A 16,863-nucleotide genomic window follows, 5' to 3' on the forward strand; every position below is an offset into this window, starting at 1 on the left:
TCTGACATTCGGACATGAGCTCGACAAAAATCTATCTATAAACCCCCTGGCGAAGGGATTAAGGAAGAGTCCGTGTCCAAATGTCAGACCTGACCCCGGCTGTATTCCCCGGCCCTGCTATTCATTGCCAGCGCTTGCGGTTCAACCCGTCAACGGCAGCGGCGTCACCGTCACCTGCACGTCCAATTCCTGCTTGCCGCCGCCCAGCACGATGCCGCGCATCGGCGTCACGTCGCTGAAGTCGCGGCCCCAGCCCAGCGTGATGTGCTCGTGTTGCACCAGACAACGGTTGGTCGGATCGAAATCCACCCAGCCCAGTGCCGGACAGAACACCGACACCCACGCATGCGACGCATCGGCCCCGATCAGGCGCGGCTTGCCTTCCGGCGGATGCGTCAGGATGTAGCCGCTGACATAGCGTGCCGGCAGGCCGATGCTGCGCAGGCAGCCGATCATCAGCTGCGCGAAATCCTGGCACACGCCGCGCCGGCCGCGCAGCACCTGGTCGAGCGGCGTCGAGATGTCGGTGGCCTTGCTGTCGAATTCGAAATCGTCGAAGATCCGGTGCGTCAGGTCGAGCGCTGCGTCGAGCTGCGGGCGGCCCGGGACGTAGCTCTCGCGCGCATACGCTTCCAGTTCGGGGAACAGGGCGACATGGGGCGACGCGTACAGGTAACGGCAGGCTTCCAGCGTGGCCGCGCTTTTTTCCTTGCCCATCATGTCGCGCACGCTTTCCCACGGCAGCGTACCGGCGATCTGCGCCAGCGTGTAGCGCGCGCGCAGCGAGACTGTCGATTCGGCGTGCACGAGCAGGCTGTCATGGGGCACGGTCAGCGCCACGTGGCGCGTGATGTTGCCGAAGTAATCGACGCCCTCGTTGCTGTCGTTGATCACCGGGTCGAGCCAGATCAGGTGCGACTCGGTCTGCTGGCACGAAAACGAGCGCGGCGTCAGGTGCAGGTACTGCTGCGACAGCGTGACCATGCTGTTGTACTTGTAGCGCGTCTCGTGCACCACGCGATAGCGCGCGACCACATCGGCGCCCACGGCGCCCGGCAGCAAATCGGTCATGAGGTACGGTTCCTTTGCCGGCCGTTGGCGGTATAGCTGAAAAACTGGACGCCGATCTGCTCGGACAAGGCCGCGCTGGCCTGCCCGATCCGGCTGAGCAGGTCGCTGAGCAGCGCATTGCCGTGCTTCAGGTCGACGCCCGGATCGAGCGCCGTCAGCTCGGCCTTCAGTGGCGTCAACAGGTCCAAGCCACCGGCGCCCTGGGCCTGCGTGACCTTGCCCAGCGTGCCGATGATGCCGTTCAACTGGAACACGATCGAGCGCGGATTGGTTTCGTCCAGCAGCAGCAGGTCGAGTACCGGCAGCCATTCGGGCTGGGCGCGGTAGCGGGCGCGGTAGGTGATGATGCTGTCGGACAGTTCGAGCACCCAGTCGAGATTGCCGTTCTCGTCCATCGCCAGTGCGCGCTGCAGCACGACCGCCTGGAACTGCAGGCGCTCCAGGCGCCGGCCGATCGACATGAAGCGCCAGCCGAGGTCGCGCACCATGCCGTCGAGGGCGAAGCCGGCCAGCGTCATCAGCGCCGCGGCGGCATCGTCAAGAATCGTCATGACGCCCGACTGCGACGGCCGCTCGCCGGGCGGCGCGACCGGCTGCACCATGCGGTTCAGGGCGCGCCAGTTGTCGACCGAGAAGCGCTCGTGCAGCTGACCGGCGATCCGGTGCAATTGCTGCTGCTGGCGCGCCAGGCCCGGAACGGCGGGCGACACCACGGCCAGCAGCAGCGCCGATTCGATCTCGGCATCGGTGAAGATCGGGGCCGGCAGGGCGCTGGCCGTGCCTGGCAATGTGGCCGAGCCCACCACGGCGGGCGCAGCCGGCTTGCGCTGCGCATCGAGCAAACCGAACCAGATGCACAGTGCCTCGACGGTCGGCCACTCAGCGCCGCGCTGGTCGAAGCGCACATTGAACAGGATATTGAGCGCGACCCGCAGCAGGCGGCAGATATTGTCGCTGCGTTCGGCATGGCGCCCGAACCACAGCAGGTTTTCGGCCACGCGGCTCGACAGGTTGCTGTCTTCGCGCACCAGGTCTTCGCCCGTGATGCTGCTCTTTTGCAGGCGGTGCGTGTCGACGCGGGCGCGCGCCTGGACCCAGGTGTCCTTGCTGGCGCCGCCCATCTGCATCGTCAGCACGCGCGCATCGGGTCCGGTGGCCACGCGGGTCAGGCCACCCGGCATCACGACGTAGCCATTCGGCGTGGCGCACGCGAACACGCGCAGGCCGACCGCGCGCGCCTGCAGGCCGGGCGCGCGGCCATCCTTCCACACCGGCGCCTGCGACAGGCGCACCAGTTCCTGGGCGATGTAGTGGTTGGGATTGGCGCGCAGATTGGCAATGAACGCCGCGCGCGCCTCGCCGTCGAGATCCTGGCCGAACACGGCCGGCTGGAAGGGGATCGCGCCACTCGGCTTGATCACCAGGCGATCGAGCCGGGCGATGACGGTTTCCAGCGCGGCCGGTTCGCCGCACCACCAGGTGGCCACCGATGGCATCTTGAGCGGCTCGCCCAACAGGCGCTTGGACAGCGCCGGCAGGAAGCCGAGCAGGGCGCCCGACTCGAGCAGGCTCGAACCGAGGCTGTTGGCCACCACCACATTGCCGCGCATGGCGGCCTGGGTCAGGCCGGCCACGCCAAGCAGCGAATTTTGCAGCTCGAGCGGATCGCACGATTCGTCGTCGACCCGGCGCATGATCACGTGCACCCGGTGCAGCCCGGCCAGCGTCTTGATGAAGACGACGCCGTCGCGCACCGTCAGGTCGCCGCCTTCGACCAGCGTCAGACCCAGGTAGCGCGCCAGGTAGGCCTGCTCGTAATAGCTTTCGCTGCGCGGGCCCGGCGTGAGCAGCACGATCAGCGGCATCTCGCCCTCGCGCAGCGGCGCCGGCTTGTCGCCATGGGCCGCACAGAGCCGGCCCCAGTGCACCAGGCTGTCGTGCATCGTGCGGAAGAACGGCGACACCGGCTGCACTTTCAGTTCGCGCAGCAGGTCGGGGAAGGTGGGGGCGATGATGGAGCGGTTTTCGAGTGCGTAGCCGGCGCCCGATGGCGCCTGCGTGCGGTCGGCCATCACCCACCAGCGGCCATCGGGCGCGCGCGCCAGATCGACCGCGTAGAAATGCAGCGCCACGTCGTCGTGGTGACGCATGCCGTGGCATGGGCGCAGAAAGCCCGCGTGACCATGAATCAGCGCCGACGGCAGCAAGCCTTCGCGCAGCATCGCCTGCTCGCCATACACGTCGCCCAGGATCTTGTTGAGCAGCGTGGCGCGCTGGATCACGGCCGCTTCGATGCCGCTCCATTCCTCGTGCGGCAGGATCAGCGGCAGCACGTTCAGGTCCCACTGGCGCGGCCGGGTGCCGGCATCGGCCAGCACGTTGTAGCTGACGCCGTTTTCGCGCACCTGGCGCTGCACCATCTCCATCCGCTGGCGCATCATGTCCGGTGCTTCGTGCCCCAGGTTGGCGAGCATCGCACGCCAGTGCGCGCGCGGCGCCTTGTCGGCGCCCAGCATTTCATCGAAACCATCCGGCGCAGCCAGATAGTGGGCAAGCAGTTGATTGGGCATTGGCGTGCAGCTTTACGGTTGAAACGAATGCCAGCTTACATCGGCTGCCAGCGCAAATCGAGGGTCATCGGGAAGCTCGGATTGAGGTCTTCCTTATACACCGTGAACGGGCCCGGCGTGTGACCGTGTGGCCAGAAGCGGGCAAAGCGGCGTGCCTCGGCAGCATTGGCATTGACCGGCGAGCCGGTTTCGCTGCGCCCGCCCGGGTGCACGACGTGGTAGGTGCAGCCGCCGATCGAGCGCCCGCTCCAGGTGTCGACCAGGTCGAACACGAGCGGCGCCTGCACCCCGATGCTCGGATGCAGCGCCGACCATGGGCTCCAGGCGCGGAAGCGCACGCCGGCCACGTATTCGCCCGGCACGCCGGTCGGATGCAGCGGCAGCATGCGGCCATTGCAGGCCACCACGTGGCGCCCATCGGTCAGTCCGCGCACCAGCAGCTGCATGCGCTCGACCGACGAGTCGACGTAGCGCGCGGTGCCGCCGGCGGACACTTCTTCGCCCAGCACATTCCATGGCTCGATCGCCTGGCGCAGTTCCATCTCGACGCCTTCGTAGACGACGGTGCCAAAGCGCGGGAAGCGGAACTCGATGAACGGCTCGAACCAGTGATCCTCGAACGCATAGCCGGCCGCGCGCAGGTCTTTCGCCACGTCGCGGATATCCTGCGCGACGAAGTGCGGCAGCATCCAGCGGTCGTGCAGCGCCGTGCCCCAGTGTACGAGCTTGGCCTGCAACGGCTGGCGCCAGAAGCGTGCGACCAGGGCGCGCAGCAGCAGCATTTGCAAGAGGCTCATGCGCTCGTGCGGCGGCATTTCGAAGGCGCGGAATTCCACCAGGCCGAGGCGGCCGGTCGGGCCGTCCGGCGAATACAGCTTGTCGATCGAGAACTCCGAGCGGTGCGTGTTGCCGGTCAGGTCGACCAGCATATTGCGCAGCAGGCGGTCGACCATCCACGGCTTGTCGCCGGGGTGCATGGTCGGCAGCACCTTGTCCATTTGCTGGAACGCGATCGCCAGTTCGTACAGGTTGTCGTCGCGTGCTTCATCCACGCGCGGCGCCTGGCTGGTCGGGCCGATGAAGGTGCCCGAGAACAGATACGACAGCGCTGGGTGGATCTGCCAGTACGTGATCAGGCTTTTCAGCAGATCCGGCCGGCGCAGCATCGGGCTGTCTTCGACCGTGGCGCCACCCAGCGTTGCGTGGTTGCCGCCGCCGGTGCCGGTATGGCGGCCGTCGAGCATGAATTTCTCGGTGCCCAGGCGGGTCAGACGCGCTTCCTGATACAGCGTGGTCATATTGTGGACCAGCTCATGCCAGCTCGCGGCCGGATGAATATTGACCTCGATGACACCCGGATCGGGCGTGACGCTGAGCAGCTTGATGCGCGGGTCGCGCGGTGGCGCATAACCCTCGATGCGCAGCTTCATCTTCAGCTTGGCCGCGGTGTTCTCGACCGCCGTCACGAGCGCCAGGTAATCCTCGATGCGCTTTTGCGGCGGCATGAAGATGTACAGGCGGCCCGCGCGCACTTCGAGGCACAGCGCGGTGTGAATGACTTCGCGCGCTTCCGGGTCGGCCGGCGCAGGCGCCGTCTTGTGCGTCGATTTTCCGGGCGCCACGCTCAGGACCGGGCGCCGGTCCTTCTTGCCGACCGGGAGCGGGCCGCGCGGCGCGAACGGGTCGACATCGAAATCGGGATCGCGCTCTTCGGGCAGCACCCATGGCAGCGTGGCCAGCGGCAGGCGCAGGCCGATCGGCGAATCGCCCTCGATCAGGTACAGGTTTTCGCGCTTGAGCGGCCACGGCGACGTGCGCCAGCTGGTGCCCAGCATGACCGACGGATCGTGTTCGCGGGCTTTCAGCGGCAGCACGTAGCCGGCCACCTGGCCCAGGCCCCGTTCGAGCAGGCGCGCCAGGCGGCGGCGCTCTCCCGGTGCTTTCAGGTCGGCGTCCAGCGGATCGAGATTGCGCGGCAGCGCCTGCTCGCGCTGGGCTTGCAGCAGCACGTCTTCATAGGCCGGGATGGCGCAGCCGGCCGGCAGGCCGAGCGATTTGACCAGCTCCGCGGCAAAGCGGCCGGCATCCTCGCTGCCGTAGCCATCATCGATGTGCTCGTCCGAGAACAGCGATGGATCGAACCACATCGGCTGGCCGTCGACGCGCCAGAAGATGTTCAGCGCCCAGCGTGGCAGCGGCTCGCCCGGATACCACTTGCCCTGGCCGTAATGGATCATGCCGCCCGGTGCAAAATGGTTCTTCAGGCGGTGCATCAGGTTGCCCGCCAGCTCACGCTTCTTGTCGCCATGCGCCAGCGTGTTCCATTCGGCGCCGTCCATGTCGTCGATCGAGACAAAGGTCGGCTCGCCGCCCTGCGTCAGGCGCACGTCCTGGTTCATCAGGTCAGAATCGACCTGCTGGCCCAGGCGGTTGATCTTGTCCCAGTCGTGTTCCGCGTACGGCTTGGTCACGCGCGGGTCTTCGTGGATGCGCGTGATCGTCATTTCGTGGACGAACGTGACCTCGGCCTTGTCGGTAAAGCCGGTCACCGGCGCAGCCGACGACGGCATCGCCGTGCAGGCCAGTGGAATATGGCCTTCGCTGGCCAGCATGCCGGAGGTCGGGTCGAGGCCAATCCAGCCGGCGCCCGGCACATACACCTCGGTCCAGGCGTGCAGGTCGGTGAAGTCGACGGTGGTGCCGCTCGGCCCGTCGAGCGCTTCCTGGTCGGCGGTGAGCTGGATCAGGTAGCCGGACACGAAGCGCGCCGCCAGACCCATCTCGCGCAGGATCTGCACCAGCAGCCAGCCGGTATCGCGGCACGAGCCGGAGCGCTTCTGCAGCGTGTCTTCCGGCTCCTGCACGCCCGGTTCCATCCGCAGCAGGTACGCGATATCGCGCTGTAGGCGCTGGTTGATGGCCACCAGGAAGTCGTTCGTGCCCATCGGCTGGGCCAGCAGTTCGCGTCGCGCGTCGGCGACCCACTCGGTCAGCAGCGGGCCAGGTTCCTGCGACCTGGTGTACGGGCTCAGTTCCGACTGCAGCAGGTCCGGGTAGGCGAACGGGAAGGTCTCGGCGTACTTTTCGACGAAGAAGTCGAACGGGTTAATCACCGTCATGTCCGCAACGAGATCGACCGTGAACTCGAGCACGTCGGTTTGTTCGGGGAACACGAAACGGCCGATGTAATTGCCGTACGGGTCTTGCTGCCAATTGATGAAATGCTCTTTCGGCAGGACGGTCAACGAATACGACAGGATCGGCGTACGCGCATGTGGCGCCGGACGCAGGCGCACTTCATGCGGTGACAGATTGACCAGGCGGTCGTAACGGTAGCTGGTCTTGTGATGAAGCGCAACGCGGATAGCCATGCGGTAGTGCCTTTCGATTGGGGCGCGATCGATGCCGGCGCTCTGAATTTGGTCGTATTGGTTTGCGCGCAACTAAGTAAGCGCAAGATAGAAGCATTTAAGCATGATTCATACCTGCGTTCGTTTGACTTGCGAGTCGGACGGGGTGGCTGGCACGTTTCTTGTTAGTATTCTGGCACAGGAGGCAATGATGTCGAACTTTTACGATGAAATGTATTCCACGGCAGCAACCGTACGACCTCATTACCAGGCGTTCGCGGATTGGCTCGCCCAGCAGCCCCCACATCTGATCGATCAGAAGCGGGCAGAAGCCGAGCTGAACTTCCAACGCGTGGGGATCACGTTCGCTGTGTACGGCGACAACGCCGGCAAGGAACGCCTGATCCCATTCGACATCATTCCGCGCGTGATCAACGCCGCCGAGTGGGCCAAGCTGCAGGCTGGCCTGGTGCAGCGCGTGACTGCGCTGAACCGCTTCCTGCACGATGTGTACCACGACCAGAACATCCTGAAGGCGGGCGTCATTCCCGCTGAACAGATCCTGAATAACGCGCAGTACCGGCCGGCCATGCAAGGCGTCAAGGTGCCCCTGGACATCTACGCGCACATTGCGGGCGTCGACATCGTGCGCGCGGGCGAGGGCGAGTTCTACGTCCTGGAAGACAATCTGCGCGTGCCGTCGGGCGTGTCGTACATGCTGGAAAACCGCAAGATGATGATGCGGCTGTTCCCGGCGCTGTTCGCGAGCAACCGCGTGGCACCGGTCGACCATTATCCCGACCTGCTGCTGGACAATCTGCGGACCGTGGCGCCGCGTGGCGGCGACGATCCGACCGTGGTCGTGCTCACGCCTGGCATGCACAATTCGGCCTACTTCGAGCACGCGTTCCTGGCCCAGCAAATGGGCGTGGCACTGGTGCAGGGGCAAGACCTGTATGTCAGCAACGACACCGTCTACATGCGCACGACGCGCGGCCCGAAGCAGGTCGACGTCATCTATCGCCGCATCGACGACGATTACCTCGATCCGCGCGCGTTCCGTCCCGAATCGACGCTGGGCGTGCCGGGTCTGCTCGACGCGGTGCGCGCCGGCCGCGTCGGCCTGGCCAATGCCATCGGTACCGGCGTGGCCGACGACAAGTCGATCTACCCGTTCGTGCCGGACATGATCGAGTTCTACCTCGGCGAAAAGCCGATCCTGAACAACGTGCCGACCTACCAGTGCCGCAAAAAAGAGCACCTGGACTACACACTGGCGAACTTGCCGCAACTGGTGGTCAAGGAGGTGCACGGCGCGGGCGGCTACGGGATGCTGGTCGGACCGGCCTCGACGACGGCCGAGATCGAAGACTTCCGCCGCCGCCTGCTGGCCAATCCGGATGGCTACATCGCCCAGCCGACGCTGGCGCTGTCGGCGTGTCCGACTTATGTGGAATCGGGCATCGCGCCGCGCCACATCGACCTGCGCCCGTTCGTGTTGTCGGGCAAGAGCGTGTCGATGGTGCCGGGCGGGCTGACCCGCGTGGCGTTGCAAGAAGGCTCCCTGGTGGTCAATTCGTCGCAGGGCGGCGGCACCAAGGACACCTGGATACTGGAGAACTAGCATGTTGAGCCGCACCGCAGATCATTTGTTCTGGATGGCCCGCTACACCGAGCGGGCTGAAAACACGGCGCGCATGCTCGACGTGCGCGTCCAGTATTCGCTGATGCCGCAATCGGCCCAGGCCGAGCAGCAAGGTTGGCGCACGATGCTGAGCGTGTCCGAACTCGAAGCCCAGTTCGACGCCAAGTACGACGCGCTGACGCAAAAGAACGTCATCGACTTCATGGTGCGCGACCCGGACAACCCGTCGTCGATCGCCAGCTGCCTGCGCGCCGCGCGCGAGAATGCCCGCGCCGTGCGCGGCACCTTGACCACCGAAGTCTGGGAAACCGAGAACACCACCTGGCTCGTGCTGCAAAAGCACCTGAGCGAGCGCATGTTCGAACGCGATCCCGGCCAGTTCCTGGAATGGGTCAAGTACCGTTCGCACCTGTCGCGCGGCGTCACGCTGGGCACGATGTTCCAGGATGAAGCATTCAACTTCATCCGCCTGGGCACCTTCCTGGAACGGGCCGACAACACGGCGCGGATCCTCGACGTGAAGTTCCGGTTCCTGGCATCGGACACGATCCAGGAGGGCGCGCAGGGCGAATACTATTACCTGGCCGCGCTGCTGCGCTCGGTATCCGCGTTCGAGACGTATCGCAAGGTGTACCGCCACGCGATCACGCCGACGCGTGTAGCCGAACTGTTGATTTTGCAAGGCAAGATGCCGCGCTCGCTGGTGGCCTGCATGGCTGCCGTCGTCGCCGTGCTGCAGGACGTGCGCAACGAGCTGTCGCATGACACCGAGCGGCTGGCGGAAAAACTGCATGCGTCGCTCAAGTCGGCCGAGATCAACGAGATTCTCGACGAAGGCCTGCACGAGTTCCTGACCAGGTTCCTTGCCAGTATTGGCGATCTTGGCAACGGTATCGGACGCGACTTCCTGCTGCCAGTGGCGCCGGAGTTGCCGGAGGTTGTGCCGGTGCCTGCACCGATGCAGTCGCAGACGCAGTCGCAAACTTCGTCGCAGACATCGTCACAGACGCAATCACAAACACAGTCGCAGACGCGCTGATCAATCCGCGCACCAAACCGTGGCGCCGCGCACCGTCATGGCGAGCGTGCGTCATGACGGTGCGCACAGTTAAAGAAGGAAGGCGGGCCTGCGATGTGGCTGCGAACCGGTTGCAAGCTCAGTTTTAGCGTTGATCAGCCTACGCCATTCATCCTGATGCTGCGTCCCCGCAGCGGTGCGCAGCAATGGGTGGCGCGCGAATCCTATACGCTTACCCCGAGCGTGCAGGTGCTTGAATACACGGATGCCTATGGCAACCTGTGCCAGCGCCTGACAGCGCTGCCCGGCGACTTTTCGATCCAGACGTCGGCCGATGTGCTGACCGACCAGGTCATCAACGTCGCGCCCGGTGCGCCGTTTGACGAAGTGCAGACCTTGCCGGTGGACGTGCTGCTGTATCTGTTACCGAGCCGCTACTGCGAATCCGACCGGTTCGCCGAGATGGCCAGCGCGATCGTGGCGGGCGTCGCGCCAGGGTACGACCAGGTCGCCTGCATCAGCGACTGGATACGGCGCGAGGTGCGCTTCAATCCTGCATCGAACCAGAACCAGATGTCAGCGACCGAGGTCAATGAATACCGCGAAGGCGTGTGCCGCGACCTGGCGCACCTGGGCATCGCCTTGTGCCGCGCGCTGAGCATTCCGGCGCGGATCGTGGCTGGTTACCTGCACGGCCTGGTGCCGATGGACCTGCATGCGTGGTTCGAGGCATATGTGGGAGGGCGCTGGTACACGTTCGATGCGACGCAGGATGGGCCGCGTGGTGGACGCGTGACGGTGGGGTATGGGCGCGATGCCGCCGATGTGGCGATCTTCACGCAGTTCGGACCGGCGCTGGCGTTGCATGAGATGCAGGTGACGGTGGAGTTGCTGGAAGGGGCGCCAGGTTGACGATCTCCCCGCCAGTAGGGTGGACGGGTTTCCCGTCCACGCGTTCAACGATTCTCGGCGCGCCACAAATTCACCTTGATTTGAACGAGTGGACGGCATAGCCGTCCACCCTACATCGAGTCAGACAGCGGCTGGTGCCGGTGCTGCCGGTGCTACTGGTGCAACCGGTGCAGGTGCAGTCGCCGGTGCCTGCGCCGCCTGCGCCGCCAGAGACGGCTTGCCCATCTGATCACGCACGACCTTGTGCACGAATTCCAGCTTTTCCAGCACCGGCGTGCTGAGCTTGAACGGGTACGAATCCGGCATGCCGATGCTGCGGTTCAGGCTATTGAGCACGTAGGTCAGCGCGAACCAGTCGCTGAGCGTTTCTTCGAACGCGCCGGATTTCGTTGGTAGCGTGATCTTGTCCAGTTCCGGCTCGTCGGCCTTGGCTGGCTTGAGCGACAGGCCGCACGAGTGCGCGGTTTCCAGCGTGTCGATCATGTGCAGGTAATGGGCCCAGGTTTCAGCCCAGTCTTCCCATGGGTGCGATGCGGCGTAGCTGCTCACGAAGCGCTCTTCCCAGTCGGCGACCGGCCCGTTTTCATAGTGCCGCTTGAGTGCGTCGCCATAATCCTGGCGCTCGTCGCCGAACAGCGCGCGGTAGCTGTCGATCCATGGGGTATCGGCCACCAGGCGGTCGAAATAATAGTGGCCACTCTCGTGGCGGAAGTGACCCAGCAGCGTGCGGTAGCGTTCGTGCATCTGTTCGCGCGTGCGCTCGCGCTCGGCCGGATCGGCTTCGGCGATGTTCAGTGTGATCAGGCCATTGTCGTGGCCAGTCATCACGCACTGGTCGGTCACGCCGTCTTCAAGGAACTGGAATGCCAGGCCGGTGTCGGGCTGGATTTCTTTCGAGGCAGGGGTCAGGTTCAGCTGCGCCAGCGAGAACAGCAGGCGGCGCTTGGCGGTTTCAAGACGCGACCACAGGACGCGGTTCTTCTCCGATGTCAGCGCGGGGATCACGACCGTCAGCTGGCACGATTCGCACAACTCATGCGGGTCATCCGCTGGCAGCATCCAGTTGCACACATTGTGCTGCACATAATTGCTGCACTGCTTGTACAGCTTGCCTTCGTCCTTGCGGTTCAGGCTGCGCCACAGGCCGTCTTCAGCTTGCTCGAAGCTGTTGATGGAACGCTGCGAAGGCTGGTAACCCAGGGTGCTTTCGCAATTGAAGCAAAGGGTGTTCTCGAAGAAGATCTGATGCGAACATTTGTCGCAGTGAAAGGTTTTCATAGCAGCACTGATAGAGAGGTTGGAGGTGAAGGTGTATTAACAATCTAACAGTAAATGCGATGTGGGTTGAATCATGTAAGACAATGCCTCATATCGTGTGCGCCCCCTGTACGCGCGCCCGTTATGCCCTTGGTGTGCGCACCAGTGGCGAGAAAAAATGTGCAGAAAAAACAACAGACCACCGCCGATAAGTGGCGTGATCTGTTGGTGCTGTGGTCCGGCGCCCGGTGGCCCGGCGGCCCGGCGGCCCGGCGGCCAGTGACAGGCTGACCCGTTTGTCTGGCGCGATCAGGTGCCCGGGCGTAAATGCTGGCCTTGCTCACGGACGCCGCCGCTACCGCGCACTTGCCGCTGACGGCGCTCCACATGGCCATAGGCGGGCGCGTCGACCGGTTCCGACACCGGCGCCTGCGCGCCAATGACGCGGTAGAGCGCGGCGCCGAGTAACGCGCCGGCGATCGGCGCGATCCAGAACAGCCATAGCTGCCCCACGGCCCAGTCGCCGGCATACACGGCAACGGCCGTGCTGCGCGCAGGATTGACGGACGTGTTGGTCACAGGGATGCTGATCAGATGAACCAGGGTCAGCGCGAAGCCGATTGCCACCGGCGCAAACCCTTTGGGCGCACGCTGGTCGGTCACACCCAGGATAATCAGCAGGAAGAACGTGGTCATGACCACTTCGCTCAGCAGCCCCGCCAGCAGCGAATAGCCGCCTGGCGAATGATCGCCGTAGCCATTGGCAGCAAAGCCATTGGCGCTGTCAAAGCCAGGGGCGCCGCTGGCAATCACATACAGCACGCCGCCGGCGAGGATGCCGCCGGCGAGCTGCGCCACGATATAAGGAAACAGCTCTTGCGCGGGAAAGCGGCCCCCGGCCCACAGTCCGATCGAGACCGCCGGATTCAGGTGGCAACCCGAGATGTGGCCGATCGCATACGCCATTGTGAGCACGGACAAGCCGAAGGCGAGGGCGACGCCATGCAGGCCGATGCCCAGTTCGGGAAATGCGGCAGCCAGCACCGCGCTGCCGCACCCGCCCATCACCAGCCAGAAAGTGCCGAGAAACTCGGCGCCGTAGGTTTTCATCGTGCTCTCCTTCGGATCACTAGTGCAATATGAAACAGCAGCGGACACCAGCAGATATCGGTGGAGAACGTGGTGGCAGTGTCGACGGCCGCAGGTGTTGGTAGGACACCGTGTGCGGTGCGAGGTTCCATGGACTGTGCATCTCGTGTCTGCAGAAAATTGACAGCCTCCGCGTACATTGGCGCAGCACAAACCATCGCGCGATTTCAGGGCGCGCCGTACCGTGCGTGCGCGGCGCCGTGCATGATTGCCGCGCTGCCCGACATCGCGATGGTGCCGGGTCTCGACCGATTGGCGCTGCCTAATATTGACGGGAGAAATCATGCATTGGATTCGGGGGAAGGGAATGTCGGTTGTCAGCGCCATGCGATGTCTGGCGTGCACGGGCTTGTGGGCGGGGCTGTTGTTACTTGGGGCAGCCAGTCCCGCGCTGGCGCAGCCGGCGCCAGCGCCCATCCATGCCAACGGCGGTGCTGGCGTAGCACCAGCCGCCTACCGCGTGATCAATCTGGGCACGGGCGCGATCGCGACTTACCCACGCATCAATGCGTCAGGGCACGTTGCGTTCTCGCTGATCCACGGCGATCGTACGGACGGCTACTTCTACGACGGCAATGTCGTTCGAGGGATGGGTTCGCTGGGCGGCCGCACCGTGTATGTAAACGACCTGAACGATGCCGGGCAGGTGGCCGGCACGTCGCTCAATGACGCTGGCGTCGAGAATGCGTTCGTCTGGAGCGCGCGCGGCGGCATGCTCGACCTGCGCGCCGCCCCATCCCGTGGTCGTTCATATGGCTGGGCCATCAACAGCCACGGCGTCGTCACCGGCGCGATGGGCGATGCGGCGCATCCGTTTCGCTGGAGCGTTGCCAGCGGCGTCGAAGACCTGGGCGTCACGCCCGGCATCCCGGCGCCTGCGTCCGGCCGTGTGATCAACAACGCCGGCCTGGTTGCCGGCGTGACGACGATCGACGACGAGTTCACGCGCACCTTCGTCTGGACACGTTCGGATGGGCTCATCGACATCGATACGCTGGGCAGCGTCGAATCGTCACCGGTGGCCGTGGGGGCCGGTAATGAGGTGGCAGGCAACCGGCTCGCGTCGTTCGATGACGGCGGCGAGCGCCCCTTCCTGTGGACGCGCGCCACCGGCATGGTCGATCTCGGCACCGGCCGCGGTTCCACCGCATCGGCCCATGCAATGACGCCCGGCCTGCACATCGCCGGAAGCATCGGGTATCCGGATGGGCATCAAAGGGCAATGTCCTGGACGCGCCAGGGTGGCATGCGTGAGCTCGGCACGCTGGGCGGGCGGACATCCGCCGCGCGCGCTGTCAACGCCCGCGGCCAGATTGTCGGTTTTGCCGAGGACCGGCTCGGTGCCATGCGCGCCTTCGTCTGGAGCGCGGCAGGCGGTATGCTCGACCTGAACCGCGCGCTGCGCCATGCGCCGCCGGGTCTCGTGCTGGACCAGGCGCTGGCGATCAATGACAACGGCGCGATCGTCGCGGGGTCGAATGCCGGCCTGGTGCTGCTGAGGCCAGATCGGGGATGTACATGCGGTCACACGTTAGGGCCGCTGATTCTGCCTGCGCAGGCGCAGGCGGGCGTGCCACTGCAGGCGTCGGTCAGCTTCGTCGACGGCGACCGGACGGGTACGCGCAGCGTCGAGTGGGCGTGGGGTGACGGCAGTAGCGGGACGGCGCGCCAGATCGTGGAGGAGGGCGGCGTCGGCAGCGCGAGCGCCAGTCACAGCTTTGCAGTGCCTGGCGTGTATGCGGTCACAGCGACGGTGGTGGGGCGCGACGGACGCAGGTCCGCCGTCAGCCGGACTGTGGTGGTGACCGGTCCGACGGCGCCGCACGACGGCACCGCTCCGAGCAATATTTGACCTGCTCCCAGTCGCGCTCCCACTTCTTGCGCCAGGCAAACGGCAGCGCGCAGTGGGCGCAGATCTTGGTGGGCAGCTCGGATTTCTTGCGCATCTTCATGGAGGGATTGTAGCGGCTGCGGGCGCGCGCCGACACACGGCATCCATATCGTGACGACGACGTCAGGCGCAGTCGTCAGGTGACACTCGCTCAGCCGGTTTGACCGGTGGTAAGCTATCAATATTGTCACCTCACACCTGAAGGATTGCCATGAAGCCGCTGTTCTCCGCCGAAGAAGAAGCGAACGCAGCATCCGCAGTGCCGGTAACCCCGGCGCCGGCGCTGCCGCCCTTGTTCAGTCCTGCCGGCACCGATGCGCTGCCGGCACTGCGTCCGGAAGCGAGCGCGGTGCCGCTGGTGCGCGTCGATCTTTCCGGCATCGACGATAAGGCCATCGAGTCCCTCGGCGGCGCCACCGGTGCGAGCGTGGCCAAGGTGTCGGCCAAGCTGCTGGGCACCGTGCGCGCCTCCGACTCCGATGTCTTCGGTGCGCAGCTGAACGAACTGATCGCCACCGCCAAGGGCCTCGACCCGGCCAAGCTGCGTTCTAGCGGCCTGATGTCGCGCGTGACGGGCATGTTCGGTTCGGTCAAGGAAAAGATGCTGTCGCAGTACCAGGTAGTCGAGTCGCGCATGGACACGCTGGTGACCGAGATGACGCGCCATGCCAACGTGCACCGCGGCCGCATCAATGATTTCGACGAGATGTACAAGGGCCTGGAAATCTATTACCAGGGCCTGGATGCCGACGTCAAGAAGGGCGAAGCCTGGGCCGCCAAGCTGCAGCAGGCGGTTGCGCAGCAGGCAGCGCCGGCCAATGCATTCGAGGCGCAACAGGCGACCGAATTGCGGCGCCGTCTGGAGCGGCTCGAAAAGCGCATCGACGACCTGCGCCGCGCCATGCTGATGGCCACGCAGATGGTGCCGCAAATCCGTCTGTCGCAAGACAATGCGCGCGCACTGACCGACACCTTTACCGATATCGTCAACGTGTCGATCCCGGCCTGGCGCAACGTGTTCTCGCTGTACCTGCTGCAGCTCGAAGCCAAGCAGAGTGCGGCCGTGGCCAACGCCGCCTACGATGCGACCGATGCGGCGTTCCGCACCCAGGCCGACATGCTCCTGGAAAACACCGAGACCGTGGCCCGCGTCAAGCAGCGCTCGATCGTCAGCCTCGAAACCGCCCAGCACGTGCAGACGCAGCTGATGACCGCGTTCGACAAGCTCGAGCAAATCTCGAACGAAGGCCAGCAGCGCCGCAGGGACGAGCTGCCGAAGCTGCAGGAACTCGAGCGCGAACTGATCACGCGCTTCTCGTCGGCATCAACGCCCGGCGCGCAGTAAGCACGACCTGACCCATTACATTCATAAAGGAATATCCATGTCGACCACGCTCGAAACCGGCCACCGCATCAACCTCGAGAAGACGGCGCCGGGCCTGAAGCGCGTTCGTATCGGCCTGGGCTGGAAGGTCAATGCGGCCGAAGGCCAGGCGTTCGACCTCGATTCATCCGTCTTCCTGTGCAGGAAGGATGCGGACGACCACCCGGTCATGATCAGCAACGCCCACTTCGTCTATTACAACCACACCACGTCGCCCGACGGCGCGGTGGTGCACTCGGGCGACAACCGCACGGGCGACAAGGATGGCGACGACGAAGTCATCATCGTCGACCTGGCCAAGGTCGAAGCGGCCGTGGTGGAAATGCCGATCGTCGTCACGATCCACGACGCCGAGGTGCGCAAGCAGAATTTCGGCCGCGTCAGTGGCGCCTACGTGAAGGTGTACAACGACGACACGGGCGAGACGATCGCGCAATACGACCTGAACGAAGACTACTCGGACAAGACTGCGCTGCAGTTCGGCTCGCTGTATCGCCGGGATGGCGAATGGCGCTTCCAGGCGGTCGGCGCCGGCTTCAAGCTCAATCTGGCGACGTTCATCCGCAAGCTGGGCGGTACGGTCTGAGGCCGATCGCGCGCGTTTTATCGCTCACCG

At 64.9% G+C, this 16,863-nt stretch carries 12 protein-coding genes; 6 read left to right on the plus strand and 6 right to left on the minus strand.

The window, feature by feature from the left end; all coding sequences use genetic code 11:
- Positions 1–141 precede the first annotated feature (141 nt).
- From AC56LN_RS19875 to AC56LN_RS19885, 3 genes are read right to left on the minus strand one after another with little or no spacing between them, the layout of a single operon-like run.
- Positions 142–1,071, minus strand: a complete 930-nt coding sequence (locus AC56LN_RS19875) for a transglutaminase family protein (RefSeq protein WP_499574349.1) — start codon at positions 1,069–1,071, stop codon at positions 142–144.
- Positions 1,068–3,641: a circularly permuted type 2 ATP-grasp protein gene (locus AC56LN_RS19880; protein WP_499574350.1), complete on the minus strand. Its 2,574-nt coding sequence runs from the start codon at positions 3,639–3,641 to the stop codon at positions 1,068–1,070. Before AC56LN_RS19880 ends, AC56LN_RS19875 begins: the two co-directional genes overlap by 4 nt.
- A 35-nt stretch (positions 3,642–3,676) precedes the next feature.
- Complete coding sequence (locus AC56LN_RS19885; protein WP_499574351.1) at positions 3,677–7,012, minus strand: transglutaminase family protein; 3,336 nt, start codon at positions 7,010–7,012, stop codon at positions 3,677–3,679.
- Between the two features lie 190 nt (positions 7,013–7,202).
- Between AC56LN_RS19885 and AC56LN_RS19890 the strand changes: the two genes are divergently transcribed.
- From AC56LN_RS19890 to AC56LN_RS19900, 3 genes are all read left to right on the plus strand, one after another.
- Complete coding sequence (locus AC56LN_RS19890; RefSeq protein WP_499574404.1) at positions 7,203–8,615, plus strand: circularly permuted type 2 ATP-grasp protein; 1,413 nt, start codon at positions 7,203–7,205, stop codon at positions 8,613–8,615.
- A 1-nt stretch (position 8,616) separates the two neighbouring features.
- On the plus strand, positions 8,617–9,675 hold the full coding sequence (locus AC56LN_RS19895) for an alpha-E domain-containing protein (protein WP_499574352.1): 1,059 nt from the start codon (positions 8,617–8,619) through the stop codon (positions 9,673–9,675).
- A 156-nt stretch (positions 9,676–9,831) separates the two neighbouring features.
- Positions 9,832–10,566: a transglutaminase domain-containing protein gene (locus AC56LN_RS19900; RefSeq protein ID WP_499574353.1), complete on the plus strand. Its 735-nt coding sequence runs from the start codon at positions 9,832–9,834 to the stop codon at positions 10,564–10,566.
- Positions 10,567–10,686: 120 nt separating this feature from the next.
- Here AC56LN_RS19900 and AC56LN_RS19905 read toward each other — a convergent pair whose 3' ends face one another.
- Both AC56LN_RS19905 and aqpZ read right to left on the minus strand, forming a co-directional pair.
- Positions 10,687–11,844, minus strand: a complete 1,158-nt coding sequence (locus AC56LN_RS19905) for a zinc-binding metallopeptidase family protein (RefSeq protein WP_499574354.1) — start codon at positions 11,842–11,844, stop codon at positions 10,687–10,689.
- Positions 11,845–12,132: 288 nt separating this feature from the next.
- A complete protein-coding gene (gene aqpZ / locus AC56LN_RS19910; RefSeq protein WP_499574355.1) occupies positions 12,133–12,933 on the minus strand; it encodes an aquaporin Z in 801 nt (266 codons plus the stop codon).
- A 403-nt stretch (positions 12,934–13,336) separates the two neighbouring features.
- Here aqpZ and AC56LN_RS19915 point away from each other — a divergent pair, with 403 nt between their 5' ends.
- Entirely contained in the window at positions 13,337–14,824 is a 1,488-nt protein-coding gene (locus AC56LN_RS19915; RefSeq protein WP_499574356.1) for a PKD domain-containing protein, read from the plus strand.
- Here AC56LN_RS19915 and AC56LN_RS19920 read toward each other — a convergent pair.
- Positions 14,757–14,924 (minus strand): DUF2256 domain-containing protein, encoded by a 168-nt coding sequence (locus tag AC56LN_RS19920; protein WP_499574405.1) that lies wholly within the window; start codon positions 14,922–14,924, stop codon positions 14,757–14,759. The two genes, AC56LN_RS19915 and AC56LN_RS19920, sit on opposite strands and share 68 nt — an antisense overlap.
- Positions 14,925–15,074: 150 nt before the next feature.
- Between AC56LN_RS19920 and AC56LN_RS19925 the strand changes: the two genes are divergently transcribed.
- Positions 15,075–16,208 (plus strand): toxic anion resistance protein, encoded by a 1,134-nt coding sequence (locus tag AC56LN_RS19925; RefSeq protein ID WP_499574357.1) that lies wholly within the window; start codon positions 15,075–15,077, stop codon positions 16,206–16,208.
- A 37-nt stretch (positions 16,209–16,245) separates the two neighbouring features.
- A complete protein-coding gene (locus AC56LN_RS19930) occupies positions 16,246–16,833 on the plus strand; it encodes a TerD family protein (protein WP_183553850.1) in 588 nt (195 codons plus the stop codon).
- The last annotated feature ends 30 nt before the right edge of the window (positions 16,834–16,863 follow it).

This window comes from Telluria sp. ZT3P26, assembly GCF_059686035.1.